Origin of the sequence: Enterococcus sp. BWR-S5 (assembly GCF_016745255.1) — a bacterium.
Taxonomy (GTDB): Bacteria; Bacillota; Bacilli; order Lactobacillales; family Enterococcaceae; genus Enterococcus_L.
In genome coordinates this window covers 127304-152535 of the sequence record NZ_JADOEQ010000007.1, presented here as the reverse complement: position 1 = coordinate 152535, position 25232 = coordinate 127304, and the positions used below count along the sequence as shown (strand labels likewise).

At 40.9% G+C, this 25232-nt stretch carries 19 protein-coding genes; 6 read left to right on the top strand and 13 right to left on the bottom strand.

Features of this window, described 5'->3' with window-relative positions; all coding sequences use genetic code 11:
* Positions 1-16: 16 nt before the first annotated feature.
* From IW510_RS10320 to IW510_RS10295, 6 genes are all read left to right on the top strand, one after another.
* Positions 17-430 (top strand): pyridoxamine 5'-phosphate oxidase family protein, encoded by a 414-nt coding sequence (locus IW510_RS10320; RefSeq protein ID WP_202059278.1) that lies wholly within the window; start codon positions 17-19, stop codon positions 428-430.
* A gap of 158 nt (positions 431-588) precedes the next feature.
* Positions 589-2940 carry a helix-turn-helix domain-containing protein gene (locus IW510_RS10315; RefSeq protein ID WP_202059277.1) on the top strand — a complete coding sequence of 784 codons (2352 nt, stop codon included), beginning with the start codon at positions 589-591 and terminating at the stop codon, positions 2938-2940.
* Between the two features lie 159 nt (positions 2941-3099).
* Complete coding sequence (locus IW510_RS10310) at positions 3100-4305, top strand: MFS transporter (protein WP_202059275.1); 1206 nt, start codon at positions 3100-3102, stop codon at positions 4303-4305.
* Positions 4302-4964 carry an L-serine ammonia-lyase, iron-sulfur-dependent subunit beta gene (gene sdaAB, locus IW510_RS10305; RefSeq protein ID WP_202059273.1) on the top strand — a complete coding sequence of 221 codons (663 nt, stop codon included), beginning with the start codon at positions 4302-4304 and terminating at the stop codon, positions 4962-4964. Before IW510_RS10310 ends, sdaAB begins: the two co-directional genes overlap by 4 nt.
* Positions 4965-4981: 17 nt before the next feature.
* The gene (gene sdaAA, locus IW510_RS10300) at positions 4982-5857 is read left to right on the top strand and encodes an L-serine ammonia-lyase, iron-sulfur-dependent, subunit alpha (protein WP_202059271.1); all 876 of its coding nucleotides are present in this window, start codon (positions 4982-4984) and stop codon (positions 5855-5857) included.
* Positions 5858-5973: 116 nt separating this feature from the next.
* A complete protein-coding gene (locus IW510_RS10295) occupies positions 5974-7401 on the top strand; it encodes an amidohydrolase (RefSeq protein ID WP_202059337.1) in 1428 nt (475 codons plus the stop codon).
* Between the two features lie 67 nt (positions 7402-7468).
* Here the strand turns inward: IW510_RS10295 and IW510_RS10290 are convergent, their stop codons facing one another.
* The 13 genes from IW510_RS10290 to yaaA all read right to left on the bottom strand — a co-directional run bounded on the left by IW510_RS10290 (position 7469) and on the right by yaaA (position 25147).
* Positions 7469-8944 (bottom strand): DUF2828 family protein, encoded by a 1476-nt coding sequence (locus tag IW510_RS10290; RefSeq protein WP_202059269.1) that lies wholly within the window; start codon positions 8942-8944, stop codon positions 7469-7471.
* Positions 8945-9741: 797 nt separating this feature from the next.
* A complete protein-coding gene (locus IW510_RS10285) occupies positions 9742-10611 on the bottom strand; it encodes a DegV family protein (protein ID WP_202059267.1) in 870 nt (289 codons plus the stop codon).
* A 204-nt stretch (positions 10612-10815) separates the two neighbouring features.
* The gene (locus tag IW510_RS10280) at positions 10816-12108 is read right to left on the bottom strand and encodes an adenylosuccinate synthase (RefSeq protein ID WP_202059265.1); all 1293 of its coding nucleotides are present in this window, start codon (positions 12106-12108) and stop codon (positions 10816-10818) included.
* A 335-nt stretch (positions 12109-12443) separates the two neighbouring features.
* On the bottom strand, positions 12444-13814 hold the full coding sequence (gene dnaB, locus IW510_RS10275) for a replicative DNA helicase (protein WP_202059263.1): 1371 nt from the start codon (positions 13812-13814) through the stop codon (positions 12444-12446).
* Between the two features lie 182 nt (positions 13815-13996).
* Entirely contained in the window at positions 13997-14449 is a 453-nt protein-coding gene (gene rplI / locus IW510_RS10270) for a 50S ribosomal protein L9 (RefSeq protein WP_202059261.1), read from the bottom strand.
* 6 nt (positions 14450-14455) lie between these two features.
* Entirely contained in the window at positions 14456-16441 is a 1986-nt protein-coding gene (locus tag IW510_RS10265; protein ID WP_202059259.1) for a DHH family phosphoesterase, read from the bottom strand.
* A gap of 1037 nt (positions 16442-17478) precedes the next feature.
* Positions 17479-17718: a 30S ribosomal protein S18 gene (gene rpsR, locus IW510_RS10260; RefSeq protein WP_086348452.1), complete on the bottom strand. Its 240-nt coding sequence runs from the start codon at positions 17716-17718 to the stop codon at positions 17479-17481.
* A 25-nt stretch (positions 17719-17743) separates the two neighbouring features.
* Complete coding sequence (gene ssb / locus IW510_RS10255; RefSeq protein WP_202059257.1) at positions 17744-18304, bottom strand: single-stranded DNA-binding protein; 561 nt, start codon at positions 18302-18304, stop codon at positions 17744-17746.
* Between the two features lie 45 nt (positions 18305-18349).
* The gene (gene rpsF, locus IW510_RS10250) at positions 18350-18652 is read right to left on the bottom strand and encodes a 30S ribosomal protein S6 (RefSeq protein WP_202059255.1); all 303 of its coding nucleotides are present in this window, start codon (positions 18650-18652) and stop codon (positions 18350-18352) included.
* Between the two features lie 485 nt (positions 18653-19137).
* Positions 19138-21642: a DNA gyrase subunit A gene (gene gyrA, locus IW510_RS10245; protein ID WP_202059253.1), complete on the bottom strand. Its 2505-nt coding sequence runs from the start codon at positions 21640-21642 to the stop codon at positions 19138-19140.
* Between the two features lie 203 nt (positions 21643-21845).
* The gene (gene gyrB / locus IW510_RS10240) at positions 21846-23795 is read right to left on the bottom strand and encodes a DNA topoisomerase (ATP-hydrolyzing) subunit B (protein WP_202059251.1); all 1950 of its coding nucleotides are present in this window, start codon (positions 23793-23795) and stop codon (positions 21846-21848) included.
* A complete protein-coding gene (recF, locus tag IW510_RS10235; RefSeq protein WP_202059249.1) occupies positions 23788-24918 on the bottom strand; it encodes a DNA replication/repair protein RecF in 1131 nt (376 codons plus the stop codon). The genes gyrB and recF overlap by 8 nt, the downstream gene beginning before the upstream one ends.
* A complete protein-coding gene (gene yaaA / locus IW510_RS10230; RefSeq protein WP_202059247.1) occupies positions 24905-25147 on the bottom strand; it encodes a S4 domain-containing protein YaaA in 243 nt (80 codons plus the stop codon). The genes recF and yaaA overlap by 14 nt, the downstream gene beginning before the upstream one ends.
* Positions 25148-25232: the final 85 nt, after the last annotated feature.

The following is a 25232-nucleotide window of genomic DNA, read 5'->3' as shown; positions in this document are numbered from 1 at the left end:
GAAAGGAGAGAATAATATGAACAAAGATGCTGAACGAATCTTATGCCAAAGTGATTTCATGATATTGAGCACAAGTGATGAAGCCGGATTCCCTCATTCTAAAATTATTTCTCACCCGATAATGAGGCAAAGCTATCATTCTATGAAATTTTACTTAAGCGCAAGCAGTCAAACCGTTAAAAATGCACATAAAAACAGCAAAGGCAGTCTTTGCGTGCTTCAGTCTGATACATATGAAAGTCTTTTGCTGAAGGGCTTATTGACAATCGATACCATTAATAAATATGACTCCATCTCAACGCATTTAGACCAGTATAAAAAAGTGCTGCAATATCCTGATCCGGTTATTTTATGCTTTGAAATAATGACATTGAACCATATAAAAAACACTTCATTGACTGATCTACATCCCAAACTCTTTAATGATTAATAAACAATCAGGTGGGGAACATCCAACGTTCACACCTGATTGTTTTGTTTGAAAAGGCAAAAAAAAGACTGTTCAAAAAAGAAAAACTTGTTTACCAAAGGGATAGATGCTATATTTTGATACAACTAACGAGTAAATAAAAAGGAGGAATCGATTCTATGCGGCTGTCTAAACAATTTCCTTTTAGGATGAGCCTGATGAATGCAACGGTTATTCCAACACAGATGAATGACAGCATTAATTTATTTTTGATGCTCAATGGTTCAATCAGTATCAGTACACCCGATCAGGAATATTTACTGCACACAGATGATCTTCTGGTCATCAATCCTTTTCAACAGTACAAAATAGTTGGGACAGAAAAAAACCTATTTTTATATTTACAAATTTCCAGAGAACAAATGGCTCAACACGTTTCATTGACGGAGCTTCCCTTTTTTGACTGCTGTACCCTGGATTCCTCCGAAACTAAACTGGAACAGTTCAAGAAGCTGAGAGAAACTTTAGCTCGCTTAATGGTCGCTTACTTCAAGAAAAATGAAGAAACTGATTTAGAGGTCTATCAATATTTGTTTACTCTACTTACCTGCTTGATAAAAGAGTTTAAAAAGATAACTACTTCGGCACATCCCTTAAGCGTCACGACAACCGATGAAAAGATTAATGCTATTATTGAGCACATCCAAAAAAACTATGATGAGCCGATTTCATTGGAACAGCTGGCCAAAGCGGCTGATCTTTCCTATTACCATCTGTCTCGTTTATTCAAAAAACAGGTAGGCGTGACATTTACAGAGTATCAAAATCAAATTAAGCTGATTCATGCCACAGAGGAGCTCTTACTGACAGACCATGCAATCGTAAAAATTGCCTTGAATAATGGTTTTGCCAGCGTTAAACATTTTCATCAAGTGTTCAAGAAGAAATATGGACTAACACCCTCCGTTTATCGAAAGGAACATTCTTCTGACAGAAGCCTGCTGACAAATACTGACGATGCAGCTGACTTTCAAGAGCTTTCAGGAACAATCGCTTTACAGGAGCTTGCCAAATATTTAGTAGAAAACGATATTGATGATGAAAGCGTGGTCATTAAACAAGAACTGTCACTAGCAATTCCAAATACTGCACAGCCGGAATATCGACAGACAAAAAAAATCATTAAAATCGGACAAGCGTTTGAAGGACTGTCCAATACTGTTCAGCGAGAACTGAACAGTCTGCAAAAAGAAAGTCATTTTGATTTGATTCAATTTACCGGTTTTTGTGAAGAGTCCAATTTTGAAAGTGATGTCCATCTGATTTCAGAGTATATAAGGAATAATCAATGGTTCGATTTTTTAGTACAGATTCAGCTGAAGCCAATGATTCAGCTTATTCCGCCCGAGCAGCTTCTCCAACGCAATGAGATGCAAGTTTGGTGTGACCGTCAATTGAAAATGCTGCGCCATTTCCTGAACCGATATGGCTATGAAGAGATGAATCAATGGTTTCTGGAATGGCATCTTTCCGATCCTGATAACGAACAACAGAAAGGTGCTAATTATTGGGGATATAATTATTTCTATCGGAAATTGAAGCAATTAATCCCGCAGTGTACGATTGGTTTCCAATCCCTGATTTCTTTAGATGAGCAGACATATTCTTCTTATTGTGAATTTCTGCTGCTGCAGAAGAATCAGCATTGTCTTCCCGGATTTATTAGCTTTCAAGCAGACCCTTATGACAGTCAGCAAATAAAAAAGGAACACTCACTATATTTCAAAGAATACCAACAAAATATTTTGAATAGAGTTCTTGCCGGTATTTCTCTTATTCAATCAGAAGAAAAGGATATCGATTGGCGGCCGGAAATTTATTTAACAAATTGGAACACATTAGTCGGCGAAGGTGATACATTAGCCGGAACTTTCTTTCGTTCTGCGTTAATTCTGGAATCAATCATTGAACTGTCTGAACAAATTTCAGGCATGGCCTTCTGGTTGAATATCAAAGTGAAGGAACGCCAGACACATCGTCGAGAAGACAGCAGTCTGTCTGTATTTCTCTATGAAGAGCTGCGGCGACCGTTATTCTTTTCTCTGTCATTTTTGGATCGCATGTCCGGACAACTGATTTCTAAAGGAGACGGCTACCTGTTAACTCAGCACAACAATCATTACCAGCTGCTGCTCTATAACTCCAGCTATCTTGACCCGGTATATTCCGTCGATTCCTATCAAGTTCAGTATCAATCAAAAAAAATGGCGGTTCATTTAAAAAATATGCCCGCCGGTGATTATCTACTAAGACACTATGTGCTGGATAAAGACCATGGCGGTATTTACAATGACTGGATTCGTGTTGGTGGTCAAACGGAAATTGATTTGGAGCTTCTGACTTACCTGACTCAGAAAATCATGCCGAAATTTGAACTTTCCAGAGAGTCTGTTTCGCCTGAAGGCTTCACTCTTGATTCGACATTAACCTTGAACGCCTGCCATCTTTATGTCTTCCAACCTATCTATTGAGCAAAAACAGCCCTGTTGTTTTTGCTCAATAGATATTTTTTTTCTTTACAGCCAACTATTTTCATTCTAATACGCAAAAAAGAGAATGTTTAATTACCATATCTTTTTTATACTGAAAACAAGGAAACGTTTTCTATAAATAGATATTGGAGGAAAAAAATGGACACACAGATTGAGAAAGAAGGTACTAAAAAAAGTAGTGTTGGTTTAATTTTTGCACTGATGGCCGGTTACTCACTGGTCTACATGGACAAGAGTATGATTTCTACTGCTGTTCTACCGATTGCAGAAGAGTTCAGTCTTGATGCTGGTCAGACAGGTTTGATTATGTCTGCATTCTTTTTAGGCTACTCCTTGATGCAGATTCCCGGCGGTTGGTTAGCTGATAAGATTGGTGCAAAAAAAGTTTTGATGCTGTCGTTAGCAATTATTTCAATTTTTTCATTTGCCTTTGGAACCGTCAGCAGCTTGATGCTCTTTATGGCTGTTCGTTTCTTTGCAGGAATCGGACATGGGGGTTATCCGCCAAGCTGTTCCAAATCAATTGCAGATAATTTTCCGCAGGAACGTCGAACGTTCATTCAATCCCTTATCCTTTCAACATCTGGGATTGGTGGCATCTTGGCCTTTACCTTAGGAGCGAACTTAATCAATGCCAATTGGCGCTATGCTTATCTTGTTTTAGGTACCTTGTTTGCAGTGGCTTTGGTTCTAGTGGGTATCTTTGTTCCAACGCAAGCAGTCAGTGAAAAGAAGACAAGTAACGCCGCACCAAAAGTAACCTTCCGACAAGTACTTACGAATCGAAATGTATTGGTTCTTTTCATTGCTATGTTGCTGTTGAACTTCCTTTTATACGGCAATATGTCATGGCTGCCAAGCTTCCTTGCAACGAAATTTACATTAGATATCAAAACTATCGGTTATCTACTAGCAGTTAATGCTGTGTTTCAAACATTGGCGACTATGTTTGCCGGTATGTTGCTGTCCAAGCTGTTTCTTGGAAAAGAACGGATTTTTATAATCGGTGCAACCGTCCTGTCAGCTGGATTAATCCTAGTATTCGTCACATCTAATAACCTGATTCTATCAATGGTTTCATTAATTTTGGTAAGTATGGTTTCTGTCGGTGCCTTTACAGCAATCTTTACTTGGCCTCATAAAATTATGGACCCTTCGATTATTGGCTCATCAATCGGAATCATCAACACCGGTGGGACTCTTGGAGGATTTTTAGCACCATTAATCTTAGGACAGCTAATCAAATCGGCCGGCGGCTCCTTTACTTTAGCATTTGGATTCATGGCAGCAGCCAGCTTGCTTTGCGGTTTAACTGTGTTAGGAGTGAAAAAGGAAGACGCATGACAAAGAGAAAATTCAAGTATAAAAGTGCTTTCGACATTATCGGGCCGATTATGGTCGGTCCTTCCAGTTCCCATACTGCCGGCGCTGTTCGTATCGGGAAAATGGCACGCGATTTATTCAGGCATACGCCCCGTAAACTGATTGTTACTTTTTTTGGCTCATTCGCTGAAACTTATAAGGGACATGGAACGGCCGTAGCGATTGTTGCCGGTGTTTTAGGCTTTGAAACAAATGATGAACGAATACCTGACTCGCTTGAAATAGCCGAACAACAAGGTGTTCATGTGGAATTTTTGGTTAGCAGAACGCCGACTGACCATGCCAACACAGTAAATTTAGAGTTGATTGATAACGCAGAAATACTCAACCTCACAGCGATTTCCATTGGTGGAGGCAGTATTCAATTGACCGAGATTAACCACCATTCAACATTGTTGGAGCACTCACAAGGGAATGGACTGCTATTGACTACTTTCGAGCCGCAGACTACCCTGCCGAATGTTAGAGAGGCACTTGAGAATCCTGAGTTTATTCAGGTTCAGGAATTGAATAAAGAGACAATCATTTTTGTTGAAACAGTGAGTGATATCAGCCAGAAGCTTTTGGCAAAAATAAAAAATTTACCTGGTATTACGACTGTTATGGCGACAACAGGTTAATTGGAGGACGTGATTTTTTGTTTGAATCAATAGAGGAATTAATACAACGAGCGGAAGAGCAACACTGCAAACTGGCAGAAATTATGATTGCTCAGGAAATAGAGATGTCCGGTCGTAGCCGTGAAGAAATCATGCAACAAATGGAAATAAACTTAGAAACAATGGAAGCCGCGGCAGAAAAAGGGATTCAAGGCGTGAAATCACATTCTGGATTAACGGGCTATGATGCAAAAAGATTGCAGAGGTACTTAGATAAGAAAACGGTCTTAACCGATACTACCTTTGTTAAAGCACTGTGCTATGCTGTAGCAACTAATGAAGTAAATGCTGCCATGGGAATGATTTGTGCAACACCTACTGCCGGATCTGCCGGTGTCGTGCCCGGTGTTCTTCTCGCATTTAGTGAGAAGCTGACTGCTTCACGAGAAGCCATGCTGGAATTCTTGTTTACTTCGGCCGCTTGTGGTTTTGTCGTAGCTAATAATGCAATGATTTCCGGTGCTGAGGGTGGTTGTCAGGCTGAGATTGGTTCAGCCTCAGCGATGGCAGCAGCAGCTTTAGTTGAATTGGCGGGAGGAACGCCTCGCCAAGCGGGGCATGCCTTTGCCATTGCTCTAAAAAATTTGATAGGATTGGCCTGCGATCCGGTTGCAGGTCTGGTGGAAATTCCTTGTATTAAAAGAAATGCCGGAGGAACTGCTAATGCTATTGCAGCAGCAGAAATGGCACTGGCGGATGTAGAAAGTGAAATTCCTGCTGATGAGGTGATTGAAGCAATGTATCGAGTAGGGAGAAACATGTCTGCCGATATTCGTGAAACAGGCATTGGGGGCCTGGCTGGAACGGCTACCGGAAAACGAATTGCCAAAGAGCTTTTCGGCATCGATCGATAGGCTCAAATATAATCAAAGGAACCACATTGATTTAATGGAAAAAAAGGAGCTACATGAAAAAGTATTTATAGATTATTTACGCTAAAAAATAGAACTAGGAGAAGAGGAAAATGACAATGAACGCAAAAGAAGAAATTGCTGCACTGATTGAAGCAAAACGCAAAGAATTGATCGAAGCTGCTGATGCTATCTGGGGAACACCGGAAACTCGATTTGCTACAAAGGAATCTGTTCAGCATTATTACCGAATTCTGGAAAACGAAGGCTTCTCTATTGAAAAAAGTGTGGCGAATATGGAGCATGCTTTTGTTGCGTCATATGGTAGTGGAAAGCCGGTAATCGGGATTCTGGCAGAATATGATGCACTGGGTAACCTCAGTCAAGTGGCCGACTTAGGTCAGCAAAAGGCTGAGATTGAGGGTGGAAATGGACATGGTTGTGGACATAATTTATTAGGGACTGGTGCCTTGGCAGGAGCTATCGGCATCAAAGAATACATGAAGCAGGAGCAGTTGGAAGGAACAATTAAGCTGTTTGGTTGTCCGGCAGAAGAAAGCGGCTACGGGAAAGCCTTTATGGCAAGAGACGGCGTGTTTAACGGAATCGATGCTGCCTTGACTTGGCATCCCATGGATGTAACCTCTGCTTGGGGAGACAGCAGTTTGGCTGTGTATCAGGTCTATTACAACTTCAAAGGAACCTCCGCTCATGCCGCAGCAGCACCGGAACAAGGACGCAGTGCTTTAGATGCTGCAGAGCTGATGAATATCGGTGTACAGTTTCTAAGAGAGCACATCATCGACCAGGGACGTGTCCATTATGCATTTATGGATGCTGGTGGGGAGTCTGCCAATGTGGTTCAGCCAACAGCAAGCCTATACTATTTTATCCGAGCACCTAAACTGGACCAGGCAGATGCCATTTATCAACGAGTAAATAAAATTGCCGAAGGCGCAGCGTTGATGACTGAAACAGAGCTGGAAATCGATTTTGATTCTGCCTGTGCAGATTATATTCCTAACCAGGCGATTACAACAGCGATGTATAAAAATTTAACAACCGTTGGAGATATGGGAATCACTGAAGAAGACCAAGCTTATGAGCAACGCTACTATGACAGCTTAACAGACGCAACAAAGCAAGGCTTAGTTCAGCGGGCAAAAGTTTGCTTCCCTGATTTAAGTGAAGAAGAAGCTGCTTCTATCGGAAAACGACCAATTTTTGATGACGTTCTGCCGCTGAGCTTTTCCGATAAGACCTCCGGCTCTTCCGATGTCGGCGATGTTAGTTGGGTCGTACCTACAGCACAAGTGCTGATTGGCTGTGAACCTCAAGGAACACCACCACATTCTTGGCAATGGGTAGCAAATGGAAAATCATCTGTCGCTCACAAAGGACTACTTTCAGCAGGAAAAGTTATTGCAGCAACAGCCTATGACCTATTGTCCAACCCTGAGCTGCTGGCACAGGCCAAAGCAGAGCATGAACAAAAGGTAGGCAACTCTTACCGCTCAGCGATTCCAGCGGATGTTATGCCAAGATAACCATTAACAGAAAAAATAGAGCAAGGGATCACGGAAACTATATCTCCGTGGTTGCCTTACTCTATTTTTATGCTGCTTTGATTGGTTCATATCTTTCAGAAGTAATGACCTTCAGCATGAACTCCTCCGGCGAAATCGTTGCATCCTCTATCAAATCCTTGAACAATGATGGACTATATCCGGAAACCAGCTTCACTCCCTCTTCCTGAGCCGAAACCGGCAATTGTTGCTGACGTGCATTCACATTCCAGAAAACAATCTCCGGCATTTGATAGCCCGCCCTGCTCATCATCGCTTTCAGCTTTTTGAATAGGGTTTCTCTACTGTAATTACGATTCCTTCCACAAACAGCCGCATCAAATTCCATATCAGAGATGATATACAGCTTATCAATCATTTGTTCTTGAGAGAAACGTGCCTTTTTCGCTGCTGAAAGGATTACCGTAAACACTTTTTCCAGGTTTGTATTATATCCCCAAGATGCACGGCTCAGATTTTGAACCTTTTCAACAAAATCTTTCCCTTCCAAAGCACACAGCTGCGGCTCTTCTGAAAACGTCATGAAATAGTCCTTGAACTCGCCATGATTCCTTTCCGATAGATAGATACCCAATGCGATAGCCACTTCCATTGGCTTACCTGTCATCGAACCTGATACATCCACCACAGCCAATGAATTTTCTGTACGATCACCAATATAATCCGGAAGGTTTGCCCACATACCATTATACAATTCTCTATGTTCTGCAACATCTCTTGATTGAAGAATTTTTCCTACAATATCCGCTGGATACAACGCCGCAGCATTAATTCGTGCACTGCCTGTTTTCAGCTGCTCCAAAAATGCCATATAACGCTCCATGTCATTGCGATAAAAAGCCTGACGGTATTTCATTCCTGCAACGGAAGGTAGCTTCTGATAGTCGATGGCCTCATAATCGCACTCTGACAGTTTTGTTTCCAAAAGATTCAACGATTGACGCAAACGGCTGAGCATTTTCCGATAGACAGCCTGATTCATATTCCAAGCCTTCAATAGAAGCATTAGCTGACCTTTGCGTTCCTTGCTTTTGACAGAAACCGACGGCAGCCACTTAGCAAGCAGAGAAATTGGCTGTCCGGCTTCAAACTGTTTTTTATCCTCTTGAAACTGCCTTGTCACTACAGTCAGGACCTCTTCCTTCAACGGCGTAGACAGCAACGCAAGTACATCATCCCAACGCCCATACTCCGGAATGTATGGCAACAGCTGACGAACCGTTGCCGGTTCATTGACCGCCAAATCCAGCAACACGATTCGGAAAAAGCGCCGTTCACCCTGTCCACCGCGAATATCCCGCAAGTAAAACAGTGTTTTCATTGCCAAATCCTTATCTTGTCTGAATGCTTCGTAGAAAAGAGCCAAGACCTCCTGTTCTGATTTCAAGCGGTAAGAGCCACCCAAGGCGAATAGGTCCACCAACGCATTCAACGAGCTTTTTAGTGTATATGCACCATTTTCTGTCTTTGTTATATTAAACATCTTTTTCAATTCATTCAACATATTATTTCCTCCTTCATTTCATCGGTGGAGATGAGCCTCTGTCATCCCCACCGACCTCCTTTTTTTACAGGACGCTGTTCATCTTTTTTGGATTAAAAGTTTGTTTGTTTGCTGTGAACGTCCTTTGACAAGACACGGTTTCTGCTATCCCACATAGAGTTTTTTGATTGCTGTTCGTGTCTTTAAAAGTAATACAGGAATCGAACCTGTCACTGCCTTAGCAGTCGCTTAACCGTCTAGCAATTTACTTGATGAACTTATTATACGAAACAGAAACCGAATCATCTTATAAAAAAAGTTGCGCAATCGGAAAAGCGGAACAGAGCGGGAACTTCTAAGCAATATAGGATTGACTCCTAAATGGCTAGCTCCTTTTTAATGGAGTAACTGTTTTTAACAGTTACTCTCATCTTCGCTTCGCATACCATTTACTAGTAGCCCCTACACTAGTAGAACTGGCAATGTCCTTCATCATGTGACTGACTCGAGTTATTGTCGAAGAAGTTGCTCTGTGCAGCTAGACAGATAGGAAAGCTAAACGAGTCGCATCGCTCATGAGCGATATAGGAAAGCGGTCCAAGTGTATTGCTTTGCGCCGAGAATTGAGAACTACAGGTCGAGACTCGTAGAAGCACAATTCTTTGCCACTTAAATAGGTTATCTTATCGTCGATTAAGCTGACTTGTGATGCTGGACAAGCAGAAAAGCCTCATAAGCTTGGTCAGCTCATGAGGCTCTTCCCGCATTTCCCCATAAAAAAGAGGGGCCAGCTATTTCAGCTGGCCCCTCTTTTAGACTTACTCTCTTGTTTCTCCTAACGAAAATACTGCAATACAGCCATAGCCTGTATGACTGGTGATTGTTGGTCCCAAAGGATATAGGAGAATTTCTTTAAGCTGAATTTTCTCCGCCAACTCTTCTTTGACCTTCACAGCACTTTCCTTGTCGCCAGCATAAGCAATAAACACTGTCTGTTCTGACGGATGCTTGATACGCTGGACCGTTTCGTCAACTACTTTCTTGAGCGCCTTGCCGCGTCCGCGAACCTTTCCAACGTTTTGAAGCTTGCCTTCTTTATCTACGGTAATGATTGGTTTGATATTCATTAGTCCACCAATTGCGGCTGTCGTTTTAGAAATTCTTCCGCCTCGTTCCAAGTGTTTTAAATCATCCACCGTTACCCAAGATTGAACCTTCATTTTATTGTCTTCCATCCATAATAGGACTTCTTCCAATGAATGCCCATTCTTCTTCATTTCGATTGCTTTGTAAACCAACAAGCCTTCACCCAGACTTGCAGCTTTCGTATCCACAATAAACACGTCTACTTGCTCGTACTCTTCCTTCAGCATTTCCACTGCCTGCACAGCACTTTGGTATGAGCCGCTCAACCCGGAAGAAAACGCCAAATAGAGAACAGGCTGCTTTGCTTCAACATACGGTCTAAAGAACTCCTGATAGCGTCCTACGTTCACCTGTGATGTCGTAGGCAAAGCCCCTTCCTTAATACTAGTTAAAAAAGAATCATAATCAAAGGTTTCCCCTAAATCATCTATTAGCTCCTGATTCTCTACAGTAATTGTCATACTGATAAAGGCTACATCATTTTCTTTCAATAATTCGTATGGCAAATCACAGCATGAATCGGTTGTTATTTTAAATGTCATTTTATTTTCCCTCCTTGCTCATTACATTTTATCATAAAATCCAACAACACTCGCCTATTTACTATTCTAACAAAAGGATAATATCCATAAAGGAATATCCTGTCAGCCTTATTTTTAGAACAGACTTGTCCTTCCTGATACTTTTTCCACAAAAAAGAACCGAAGCAAGATGACACTTACTTCAGTTCTTTCGTTCACTTCTAGTTAAATCTGTGCCCAGACACTTTCCAATACGTTCGTTTGGTTACGGTCAGGTCCTACTGAGAATGTAGAGATCCGAACACCCACAAGCTCAGAGATACGATGCACATAGTTGCGTGCATTTACCGGCAACTCAGACAATGTCTTACATTGCGTAATATCTTCTTCCCAGCCAGGAAGCTCTTCATAGACAGGCTTACAACGACTCAGCTCTTTCAAGCTTGCCGGATAATGATAGATTAGCTCTCCATCCAGTTCATACGCTGTACAGATTTTTACAGTCTTCAATCCGCTTAACACATCGATTGAGTTCAATGACAGGTTCGTAATCCCGGAAACACGTCTTGAATGTCTCATTACAACTGAATCAAACCAGCCAACACGACGCGGTCGACCTGTTGTTGTTCCATATTCTTTTCCGACTTCTCTGATACGGTCACCCGTTTCATCAAACAATTCTGTAGGGAATGGTCCATCTCCTACACGGGAAGTATAGGCCTTACAAACACCCACTACCTTGTTGATTTTTGAAGGACCCACACCGCTACCGATTGTTACCCCGCCGGCAACCGGATTGGATGAAGTAACAAATGGATAAGTTCCTTGGTCGATATCAAGCATAACACCCTGCGCCCCTTCAAAAAGGACACGTTTTCCTTCATCTAAAGCATCGTTCAGGATTACTGATGTATCCGTCACATATTTCTTAATTTCCTGCCCATATGCATAGTATTCTTCAAAAATATCATCAAACGAAATAGCTTCGCTGTCAAACATTTTTGTAAATTGACGGTTCTTTTCTTCTAAATTGATTTTCAAACGTTCTTCAAAAATTTCTTTATCCAATAAATCCGCTACACGAATCCCTACACGGGCCGCTTTGTCCATATACGCAGGTCCAATCCCTTTGATTGTTGTACCAATCTTGTTCTCGCCCTTCGCATCTTCCTGCAGCTGATCCAATTTAATATGATAAGGAAGGATAACGTGCGCACGGTCAGAAATTCTCAGATTATCCGTTGCAACATTATTTTCCTTTAAATAAGCCAATTCTTTAACCAATGATTTCGGATTTACAACAACTCCGTTACCAATGACACTGATTTTATCTTTATAAAAAATACCAGATGGGATGAGGTGTAGTTTATAGGTTGTGCCATCAAATTTGATGGTATGTCCGGCATTATCTCCACCTTGATAACGTGCAATTACTTCCGCATTTTCACTTAGAAAATCCGTAATCTTTCCTTTTCCTTCGTCGCCCCATTGTGTTCCAACTACTACTACAGATGACATTTAAGCACCTCATTCTATATTATTTGGTCCGTGTACATTGTATCAACAATACTTAAAGTTTTCAACGAAAAATCGAATATTAACCGAAATTAAAAATATTTTTCAGTTAAAACACGAACAATATTTTCCGATTTCAACAAATAGAAGAAAAAAAACGAATTTTATACCCATTTATACTATTTTTGCTGACACGTACAGTTGGCACCCGGACAATAAAATGAAGAACGGATAATGCAGCTTCCCCGTATTAGCCAGGAAGCAAAAAAAGAGTATACAGAAAACATTTGATTATGCCCTCTGTACACTCTAAAAAGTGATTTCTCTGTCTATGTTATTTAGAATTCGTCACGTGGGGAAAGAGAAGAAAATTTGTTATATTCCTTGATGAACAACAATTCTACTGTTCCACGTGCACCACTACGGTTTTTTTCAATAATTACTTCTACGACATTATCGATTTCCGGTGGCTCCCTATCGTCATCGCCCTCTTCACCGCCACGTTCATAATAATCATCACGGTAAAGGAATGCTACTATATCCGCATCCTGCTCGATTGATCCGGATTCACGAATATCACTAAGAACTGGTCGCTTGTCCTGTCTCTGCTCTACCCCACGGGAAAGCTGAGATAAGGCAATAACAGGTACCTTTAATTCCTTGGCTAGCTTTTTCAGCTGACGGGAAATGTCAGAAACCTCTTGTTGACGGTTTTCTTTTCCGGAACCCTCAATCAGCTGAAGGTAATCAATAAGAATCAGACCCAAGTTGCCCTTTTCCTGTGCCAGCTTTCGACACTTCGCACGAATTTCGGAAATCTTAATCCCCGGGGTATCATCAATGTAGATATTTGCTCGTGAGAGGCTCCCCATGGCGATAATCAAGTTCTGCCACTCTTCTTCTGACAATTGTCCTGTTCTCAAGTGGCTGGCCTCTATGGAGCCCTCAGCGCAGAGCATTCTGTTTACTAATGACTCCGCCCCCATTTCCAAGCTGAAAATCGCTACACCACGATCTGTCTTTGTCCCTACATTTTGGGCAATATTCAATGCAAAAGCGGTCTTACCCACGGCTGGACGGGCAGCAAGAATAATCAGCTCTTCGGCCTGTAAGCCAGCGGTCATTTTATCCAACGCCTGATAGCCTGTCGGCAAGCCGGTAATATCTTCATTTTGCTGGTACAGCTGATCGATATTCGCAATTGTCGTATTTAATACCTCTGCGATAGATAAGAAGCCGCTTCGGTTTCTCTTCTCAGATACTTCCAAGATACTTCTTTCCGCATCGTCTAAGATTGTCTCAACATCTTCACCCTGTTCAAATCCTTTGGTTACTATCTCGGTCGCTGTATGAATCAAGTTTCGCAGCAATGATTTCTGCTCAACGATTTTCGCATAGTGAGCAATATTTGCAGCGGTTGGAACAGACAAGGCCAGCTCTGATAAGTAGCTTAGTCCGCCCACATCCTCCAGTAAGTTATCCTCTTCCAGCTTATTCTTAACAGTGACAACATCCACCGCTTCATTTCGTTCATTCAAGGTAATCATTGCCTGAAAAATCAACTGATGACTACGGCGATAAAAATCCTTTGGTTCTATGTATTCCATTGCATCTATGATTACTTCCGCATCCAAAAAAACAGAACCTAAAACCGCTTGTTCTGCCTCTATACTTTGTGGAGGTACTCGATCCTGCCATACTTCATTCATCTATTTATCTCTCCTACAATGAATTTCTCTAGTCTTTCTATTTTAACAAGAATCACTGAAAATGTATATGTTTTAGGAGACTGGAAATCTTTATGTTCCACGTCTCTTCAAAATTTTAAAAAGAATCATCGATACATGTTTAACCGTATCGATGATTCCTCTACTATTCATATCTTGTTCAGTTATTCTTCTACAACATGAACCTTCAATACAGCAGTAACATCGTGGTGTAACTTCACAGGTACCTTAGTGAAACCTAATGTACGGATTGGTTGAGACAACTCCATTTTCCGTTTGTCCAGCTTCACCTTGTATTGTTTATTCAACGCCTCATTAATTTGTTTAGAAGGGATTGACCCGAAAAGACGTCCATCTTCCCCAGCCTTCGCTTTGATTTCAATCACTGTTTCTTCCTTCTCTAAAAACTCTTTCATCTTTTCAGCCTCTTCCAAAACTTCAGCTGCATGCTTTTCCTGAGCTTTTTTCTGTCCGGATAGCGCACTGATACTTCCCTTATTCGCTTCCTGTGCCAAGCCGTTTTTAATTAGGAAATTTTGAGCATACCCTGTCGGTACTTCTTTGATGTCGCCCTTTTTTCCTTTACCCTTTACATCCTGTAAAAAAATTACTTTCATTCCTTGTCACTCCTCATCATACATTTCATCAATATTTTTATGAATGACTTCCAACAGCTTCGTCTTTGCATCGGTGATACTGCCGGAAGAAATCTGAGTTGCTGCGTTGGTAAAATGTCCCCCTCCGCCAAGAGCCTCCATAATCAGTTGGACGTTTATTGACCCATTGCTTCGAGCACTAATACCAATCTTTTTATCCAATCTCCTTGTAATGACAAATGCCGCATTAATTCCTGCCATGGACAATAAGGTATCTGCTGTCTTGGCAGCTTCAACACTATCATATTCTTTGTCTTCTTCTCCAACAACAATTACTGTGTCCTCCGTGACATATTCATTCTTGGAGATTAATTGACTCATTTCCAAGTAACTAGTCAAATCGGAGCTTAATAAATATTGTACTAAAGATGAATCCGCTCCACAAGTTCTTAAATAGCTGGCAACATCAAAGGTGCGAGCTGTTGTTCTGACACTAAAGCTTTTCGTATCTACAACAATCCCCGCCAGCAATAACGTAGCATCAAATTTATCCAACTTACTGTTGACCATATTCCCCTGATATTCCAACAACTCGGTTACCAGCTCTGAAGCAGAAGAGGCAGAGGACTCTATATAGGACAGCAATGATTTATCAGGAAATTCATCGCCGCGTCTATGATGGTCGATAATCACCACACGATTAAACTTGTCATACAGCTCCTTGGAAATAGATAGCGATGGCTTGTGGTAATCTACCATAATCAATAGGCTATCACTTCGCATCTTTTTCATCGCTTCTTTCGGCGATAAAATTTGCTGCTGCAGGTCTGGGTGTTCTTTCAGCTCTTCCATTACACGATAGATATCAGGAATATTTTGTTCTTCACTTATAATAACCCAAGCATCCTTTTCATAGGATTTAGCCAGCTTAGCTACACCAAACGCCGAACCAATTGCATCCATGTCAGGAAACTGGTGTCCCATGATATACACATCCGGAGATTCATTAATTAGTCCTTGAATCGCGGTACTCATCGCCCGAGAGCGAACGCGCGTTCTCTTTGCTACAGAAGCCGATTTTCCACCAAAATATATTGGCTTGCTATTACCATTTGCTTCCTTTACAACTACCTGATCTCCACCTCTTACTAATGCCATATCGAGGCTTGTTTGAGCAGCTGTTCCGGTTATATCCAGCGTATCCCCACCATAGGATATTCCTATACTAAGTGTTATTCCGACAATTCCCTGTTCGGCTGTCTGTTTTCGAATATTATCAAGAATCTGAAACTTACTGCTCATCATCTTTTCGACATCCTCCAGCTGGCTAACAAATATGTACCGCTCTGCATTAAGACGTTTATAAAAGACTTTATATTCTTCCAACCAATCAGAAATCATTGTTGTCAAAAAACTATTCAGATAGGAAACTTGTTTTACATCCATATTATCTGTTACATCATCATAATTATCGACAGAGACTATGCCTATAGCTGTCTGCATCGCTTTCTTTTCTTGATACAGAATACTCTCTTGTGTGATATTTTCAAAGGTAATCGTCTTTTGCTCAATATTCATTTTGAAACGGAATAGTTCATCCCCTACTTTAAACGTATCTTTCCCTTTTTCAAAAGAAGAGATATAAGATAGAACATCTTCCTTTGTCAGCTTAAGCTGATGTTGTTCCGGTGAATAGAATATTTCTTCTGCGTATGGATTTAACCATATCGGTTGCTTCGTTGTTTCATCATACGTAATAATCCCTACAGGTACTTCGTTAATAGCAAATTCCATTGAGTCTTCAGCATTGATTGTTGCTTCTCTTATCTTCTCTATGTTTGATAGTTCTAATCTCCTGATTAAATTCAAGATTCGATTGATTAAGTATATATTAATCACTGCTAAGATAGCAATAATCATTATCTTATTATTAAGAAAAAAGACTAGCCCCATTTCCAAAGCAAATAGGAAAACAAAGAAAAGAAAGACTCTCTTCAGCCTTGTCTGTTTCATTTATACTGCCTCCAAAGTGTGTGAATCAAAAACGATACTAGTTATTTTACCACATTTACCATAATGTAGGCGAATCATACCCAGTTCAAAATGTTTCACGTGAAACATTCTAAAGCTCAGTCCTCTACAACTAAAAAATATTTTTGCTAAGATATCTCTACTTCTTTCCTTTTTATCCACTAAAAATAAGCTCTTCGCTCTTAGATAGTTCAACTGTTTCACATCGCACTCTACAACCAATAACCCATTATAAATTCTGACTATCAATTTCAGATTATCTTTCCGGAAAGATGGGTTTATACTTTAAAAAGCTTTCGTTTCTTCAATCAAAGATACCCCAACTATGAGGAAGGTAGATGCAACACCTTCTATCAAACGGGTATTCATACTGGAAATAATGCTTGGTAAAACTCATGATTATTAAAAGCAGAAGTATATACTCGATAGCCAATTTTAACTACTCCAAATAGAACATGCATCCTTTTCCAGCGTTTGGCACATTCCTTTATTCATGACCAACACCGTGCTACCTGTTCATCTAATTATAACTCTTTCTCTCTTTTTATCAAATTCATTATTGAAAAGACTTAAATAAGCTTTCTTCAGCCAAGTATCTGGCATCTATGTAAATGGGTTCCTAATTGGGTCAGTACACTTAAATATAAGTGTGTGTTTACTTTACATGTACCTTCTTATATATCTGTGCTTCACATAATAGTAGAACCATACTATATATAACCTATCAATGAATACCTTTAGCACCATCGAGAAAGCTAAACTACTAAAAAAACTGAATCGCTCGTGAGGTTATCCAATCCAATATATACTCAATACTAACACGAGCTGCTATTCTTTATAAAACATGCTTTTCCAAACGTTGACTACGATGTTTAGTTAGCAGGCATTTAGTCCAATATGGTTTTCCCCATACTCCCTTTTAGATATCACTAGAGTATCGGTTAATCGCAATCCTTCTATTGTTTCTTTATCAAAAATAAAAACGGACTGGAAGCTCCAGTCCGTTGATTATATATATTTTATTGCTCTTCGCTTACAAATGGAAGTAATCCCATAATACGAGCACGCTTGATAGCAATTGTTAATTTACGTTGGTTTTTAGCACCAGTACCGGTTACACGACGTGGCAAAATTTTTCCACGTTCAGAAATGAATTTCTTTAGTAATTCAATATCTTTATAATCGATATACTCAATGTGATTAGCTGCAATATAGTCTACTTTACGACGCTTACGTCCGCCTCTTCTTTGTTGTGCCATTCTTTTTCCCTCCTATCAAAAATTCTTAGAATGGTAAATCATCATCTGAAATGTCGATAGTCGATCCTGATCCACCAAATGGATCTGAGTCTCTATCGAAATCAGGCATACCACTACTACCGCTGTTAGACTGAGGTTGAGATGATTGATTATTATTAAAGTTGTTTTGTCCTGCAAAATTATTCTGTGGTTGGCTACTATTATTAAAGCCTCCACCACCTGAGTTAAACGAAGGTGCATCTTGAGATTGTCTTTGTTCAGATGTTGAACGAGACTCCAGTAATTGGAAATTCTCACAGACAACTTCAGTTACATAAACTCGTTGGCCTTGCTGATTGTCATATGACCGTGTTTGAATACGACCTACAACACCCAGTAAAGTTCCTTTTCGAGCATAGTTAGCCAAAGTTTCTGCTGGTTTACGCCAGATAACACAATTAATGAAATCTGCTTCGCGGTTTCCGCTTGCGTTCGTAAAGTTACGATTCACTGCTAACGTAAAGGTAGCAACTGCAGAACCACTGGAAGTATATCGTAAATCAGGATCTTTCGTTAATCTTCCGACTAGTACAACATTGTTAATCATGTTAGCATCTCCTTTCGTCTAATAAATGTTTCACGTGAAACATTCTTAAGCTTCTTCTTTAATAATCATATGACGAATGATATCATCATTGATTTTAGCAAGACGATCAAACTCGTTGATTGCACCTGCTGTTGATGGAGAAGATACTTTAACGATATGATAGATGCCTTCTAGGAATCCGTTCATTTCATATGCTAAGCGGCGTTTTTCCCAATCTTTTGATTCGATAACTTCAGCTCCGTTATCTTTTAAGATTGTGTCGAAACGTTCTACTAAAGCAGTTTTTGCTTCTTCATCAATGTTCGGACGAATGATGTACATAATTTCATAATTCGTAACTTGACTCATTGATTTTCACCTCCCTGTGGACTTTAAGGCTCTTAGTTTGCTAAGAGCAAGGAGAGTTATCTAATAAATTAGACTACTCACAATTTTTCATTATACATGTAAAACCTTATGAAATCAAGTGTTTTCACTAGTTTTCTTCTCTTTCTAAAAATAACAACTTACAACTTTTTCTTTCGGAAATATCTCGATTAAAATATCTATTTCAAAAAAATTGATTGCTCACAGATTGCTTTCAATTGACAGCGGAAAATTGTTCTTCACCTTCTTCTCCGGTATATTTTCTACCCCTTTTCTTCAACTTTGTCCTTCATAAGAATATACGCAATTTATATTCGAGACCATGAATGATTGACATAAAAAAGAAGCCTCGTGGTGACGACTATGCTGAGTTTCTTAAATCTATCTATCCAAATAATACAAAGCACCCCACTGCTGCGAGCTTTCGCAGTAGTGGGGTGCCCTATCACAATATCTTTATATCATTTTTATTCTTCTGTTGTCTCAGTTGTTTCATCGGTTGTAGATGGAGCTTCAGCTTCGCTTTCAGTATCTACGATTTCCTCAGGCTCAACGACAGCCATTGTCACAACCTTCGCTTCATTTTCCATTCTCATCAAGCGAACACCTAATGTTGCTCTACCAGTTTGGGAAACAGTCGCTACGTTGAAACGAATGATAACACCCTTATCTGTAATCAACAGGATATCTTCATCGCCTGAAACGGTTGTCAGTCCGGCTAATGGACCATTCTTCGCAGTGATATTGGCTGTCTTAATACCTTTACCGCCACGACCCTTCACAGGATATTCCGACGCCTTCGTCCGCTTACCGTACCCTTGCTCTGTAATAACCAATACTTCATCTTCAGCAGCTAAAACAGCTGATCCAACAACATAGTCATCTTCTCTTAAGCGGATACCTCTAACGCCGGAAGCACTTCTACCCATATCACGAACAGTCGTTTCATCAAAGGTCACAGAGTACCCACTATGGGTACCAATAATCATATTCTGTTTTCCATCCGTTAGAGAAACATTGACCAGCTCGTCTTCATCCTTCAAGCCAATGGCAATCAGGCCATTGCTTCTGATGTTAGAGAAAGCTGTAACGCTTGTCCGTTTGACCGTACCTTTTCGTGTAGTAAAGAACAGATAGTGCCCGTCCTCAGCTTGTCCGGTAACGGAAATGATTGCTTGAATGCTTTCACTCGAATCAATCCCCAGCAAGTTGATAACCGGAATTCCTTTCGCTGTTCTACCATATTCAGGAATTTCATAGCCCTTCGCGCGGTAAACTTTTCCGGTATTCGTAAAGAATAGTAAGGTGTCATGTGTTGAACAAGAAACAAGATTTTTCACGAAATCATCATCGTGAACGCCCATTCCCTGAACCCCGCGACCACCTCGGCGTTGTGCTCGGAATTCACTGTTAGCCAAGCGTTTGATGTACCCGTTGTTGGTTAAGGTAATAACAACCTCTTCCTCTTCGATTAAGTCTTCATCTTCAAGACTCAACACTTCACCGACTAAAAGCTCTGTTCGACGATCATCACCGAATTTATCACTGATTTCCAGCAATTCTTCACGAATAATGGCATCGATTCTCTCCGGCTTAGCCAAGATATCTTTCAATTCATTAATCAGCTTCAAAAGTTCTTGGTATTCATGTTCAATTTTCTCACGTTCCAAACCAGTCAGACGGCGCAGACGCATATCCAAAATTGCCTGTGCTTGGCGGTCAGAAAATTCGAAACGTTCGATCATTGCTGTTTTCGCTTCATCATCTGAAGAAGCGCCACGAATAATCTTGATGATTTCATCAATGTGGTCTAACGCAATTCGCAGACCTTCTAAGATGTGTGCACGTGCTTCCGCTTTGTTTTTCTCGAATTCTGTACGACGGCGGATAACGATTTGTTGGTGCTCAATATAATTTTCAAGGATACGTTTCAAGCCTAAAATCTTAGGCACACCTTTTTCGATTGCCAGCATGTTGAAACCAAAAGAGCTTTGCAATGCTGTCAGCTTATACAGGTTATTCAGAACAACAGAAGCACTCATGTCTCGACGGATATCAATAACGATACGCATACCTTCACGTGACGATTCATCACGCAAATCAGTGATTCCTTCGATACGTTTATCTCTATGAAGCTCTGAAATACGTTCGATCAGCTTGGCTTTATTAACCATATATGGTAGTTCTGTAACTAAAATACGCTCTTTGCCATTCGGCATATCGATCAATTCAACTTTTGCTCGAACAATAATTGAACCTCTTCCTGTTTCATACGCACGACGAATGCCGGATTTACCCATCACCAAACCACCAGTTGGGAAGTCCGGTCCTGGTAATACTTCCATCAATTCATTGGTTGTAGCATCAGGATTTTCCATCAAAATTTCAATGGCTGCAACAACTTCTCTCAAGTTATGCGGCGGAATATTGGTAGCCATCCCTACTGCGATCCCTGTTGTACCATTTACCAGCAGATTTGGGAAACGAGCAGGTAGAACATCTGGTTCTTGCTCTGAATCATCATAGTTTCCGTGATAATCTACAGTATTTTTATTGATGTCACGCAACATTTCCAACGCCATTTTACTCATACGAGCTTCTGTATAACGCATCGCTGCGGCTCCGTCACCATCGACAGAACCAAAGTTTCCGTGACCGTCTACAAGCATATAACGATAGCTGAAGGGCTGCGCCATACGAACCATCGATTCATAAATCGCACTGTCACCATGGGGGTGATATTTACCCATAACATCTCCGACGATACGGGCTGATTTCTTATGAGGCTTATCCGGAGTAACACCTAATTCGTTCATTCCGTATAAAATACGGCGATGCACCGGCTTCAAGCCATCACGTACATCCGGCAATGCGCGGGCAACGATAACGCTCATCGCATAATCAATGAAGGAATCTTTCATTTCATTGGTCAGATTGACGTCGCGAATATTTTCTTGCACTTCTTCACTCATGAATTTTTCTCCTTAACATTTTGACATCCGATATCCATTGGTATTGCTTTATTCAAGGACTGGAACACCATTGTGTCCCAACCTCCTAGTTTAAACGGTGTTTCACATGCAGGCTCTTCGGAATTAAGTCGATATTTTGTAAAACAATTTTTCAAAATCCCGTCTTAATTCTCAAGCCTAAACGCATGTGACACAACCTCCTCTTAAATATCCAGATTTTTAACATAGCTGGCATTTTCTTCGATAAATGCCCGACGTGGTTCTACTTTATCACCCATCAACGTTTCAAAAATCTGATCTGCTTCAATCGCATCATCTACGCTGACACGTGCCATCAGACGTCTTTCAGGGTCCATTGTCGTCTCCCAAAGCTGATGGTCATCCATTTCCCCTAAACCTTTGTATCGTTGAACAGTCGGCTTCGGAGAGGCTGGTAGTGATTCGATTGTTTTTGCCAAATCTTCCTCAGCATTTTTACCAGGCTGAATATACGTGATTTTCTTCCCTTGCTTCACCCCGTACAATGGCGGCTGTGCAATATAAACATAACCAGCTTCTACGATTGGACGCATAAAGCGGTAGAATAACGTCAACAACAGCGTACGGATATGAGCACCATCGACATCGGCATCGGTCATGATAACCAATTTGTGGTAGCGTGCTTTTGATACATCAAAATCCCCACCAAAGCCTGTACCCATTGCTGTAAACAGCGAACGAATTTCTTCGTTTGCCAAAATTTTATCCATGCTGGCTTTCTCAACGTTAAGGATTTTTCCACGAATAGGAAGGATTGCCTGAAATTCGCGACTCCGTCCTTGCTTTGCTGAACCGCCGGCAGAATCTCCTTCGACGATAAATAATTCGCATTTTTCCGGATCTTTACTGGAGCAGTCTGCCAATTTCCCTGGAAGATTGCTGATTTCCAAAGCTCCTTTACGACGTGTTACTTCACGCGCTCGCTTCGCAGCTAAACGTGCTCTGGATGCAAGAATCCCTTTTTCTACGATTTGTTTACCCACTGTTGGGTTTTCCATCAGGAATTTGCCGAAGTATTCAGAGAAAAGACGGTCTGTTACTGTCCGAACTTCTGAATTTCCCAGTTTTGTTTTCGTCTGACCCTCAAACTGAGGGTCCGGATGCTTGATAGAGATAACCGCAGTCAGTCCTTCACGAACATCCTCACCGGTTAAGTTCTCATCATTATCCTTCATTATCTTTTGTTTCCGTGCGTAATCGTTAATCACTCTCGTCAGGGAAGTCTTAAAGCCTGATTCATGTGTACCACCTTCATACGTATGGATATTATTCGCAAAACTCAGAATATTTGAATGGAAGCCTTCTGTATATTGCATAGATACTTCAATCGTGATGTCCTGTTGTTCTCCTTCGATAAAGATTGGTTCAGGGAACAAGACCTCCTTCGTGCCGTTCAAGTATTCTACATAACTCTTAATACCACCTTCGTAGTAGTATTCTTTCAGTTTCGGTGCTTCTTCTCTTTTATCCTCGATTGAAATCCTTAAGCCGCGATTTAAAAACGCCAGCTCACGAACCCGTGTCGCCAGTTTGTCGAAATTAAATTCAACCGTTTCTGTAAAGATTTCCGGATCGGGTACGAAATGGACAGTTGTTCCGTGACGGTCAGTTTCATCGATTACCTTTAGATCATCAACTACTGCGCCGCGATGAAACTCCTGATAATGGATTTTTCCATCCTTGTATACTTTTACATCCAAAGTAGTCGACAATGCATTTACAACAGACGAACCTACTCCGTGCAATCCACCGGAAACTTTATATCCGCCGCCGCCAAACTTTCCGCCTGCGTGAAGTACTGTAAAGACGGTCTCAACCGCTGGACGACCGGTTTTTTCCTGAATGCCGACTGGAATTCCCCGACCATCATCAATAACCGTGATACTGCCATCTGCTTCGATAATTACCTGAATGCTGGTTGCAAAACCTGCTAATGCCTCATCGATTGAATTATCTACAATCTCCCATACTAAATGGTGCAGCCCTTCTGAACTAGTCGAGCCTATGTACATCCCCGGACGCTTTCTTACGGCCTCCAATCCTTCAAGAACCTGTATCTGGCTGGCATCATACTCTTTGGCACGTTCTTTCATGCTTTTTTCTTCTTCAGTCATTCGATGATTCCCTCGCTATCTCTCCCTGTCGAACATGGAATATATCCGGCTCAACAGTAATTTTATTGGTTAAATGGTTCAATGTAGTCGTTGTGATAAAGGTCTGAACTTTTCCTTCAATCGCTTCCAGCAAATGCAGCTGTCTTTCATCGTCCAACTCACTCATCACATCATCTAAAAGCAGGACAGGATATTCTCCGGTTTCAGCATACATCAAATCAATCTCTGCCAATTTGACACTTAAAGCTGTTGTTCTTTGCTGTCCCTGTGAACCATATGTTTGAACATTTTGATTATTGACGTTAAATATCAAGTCATCCCTATGGGGACCCATAAAGGTTGTTGCCTTGAACAGCTCTCTTTTTCGGTTGTTTTGAAGCTGCTGTAGAATCGCTTGCTGAATGGCTTCCACTGTTGTATCTTCCTCACTAAGCGTGATACTCGATTCGTACTCAATGGAAAGCTCTTCTCTCCCATGGCTGATTCTTCGATGCAGTTCATTTGCCCATTTTTCCAGCTTTTTGATGAACTCAAGCCGTGCAAACAGCACCTTTCCGCCAAAATCAGCCAGCTGTTCCGTCAAAATATCCAAATAGACTGTATCCGTCTGGCTCTTATCTGCCAGCTGCTTCAGGTATTGATTACGCTGTTTCAGTACAGACTGATATTGGACCAGATCGTATAAGTAAATCGGATTGACCTGCCCCAGCTCCATATCTATGAATTTTCTTCTTAGTTGAGGAGAACCCTTGACCAGAGAAAGGTCTTCCGGCGCAAACAAAATGACGTTCAGCTGCCCAATATATGAACTTAAGCGCTTCTGCTCGATATGATTGACCTTCGTTTTACGACCCTTGCTCGATATGATGATTTCCAATGGCACAGTTCCGGCATTTTTTTCTACAGAGCCTTCGATTTTTGCGGTATCATGCTCAAAACCGATTAGCTCCTTTTCATTGCTGGTCCGATGGCTGCGCGTCATGGCAAGTACATAGATGCTTTCCAGCATATTCGTCTTGCCCTGCGCATTCTCTCCTAAAAAAATCGTTAATGATTTAGGAAATTCCAACGATGCCTCTTCATAATTTCGATACTGCTTTAGGGTGATACTATTCAGCCTCATCAGCTGACTCTTCTTTTTTTGCCATAAAAAAAGTACCTTCTTCAGGCACTTCGATCATCATACCGGGATATAATTTTCTTCCCCGACGATTCTCCAGTTCCCCGTCTACAAAAACACTAGTGTCAGCTAGATACCATTTTGCCTGACCGCCACTGCTGATAACATTGATTTCTTTCAAAAACTGACCAAGCGTCATGTAATCTGTTTCTAAAATAAGTGTTTTTTTCAAAATTCATCCCTCATTTAAAATTCACTTTTACTTTAATATTATACCCTTTTTTAAGGAATAAAACAAATTTATCCGTCTAATTTTC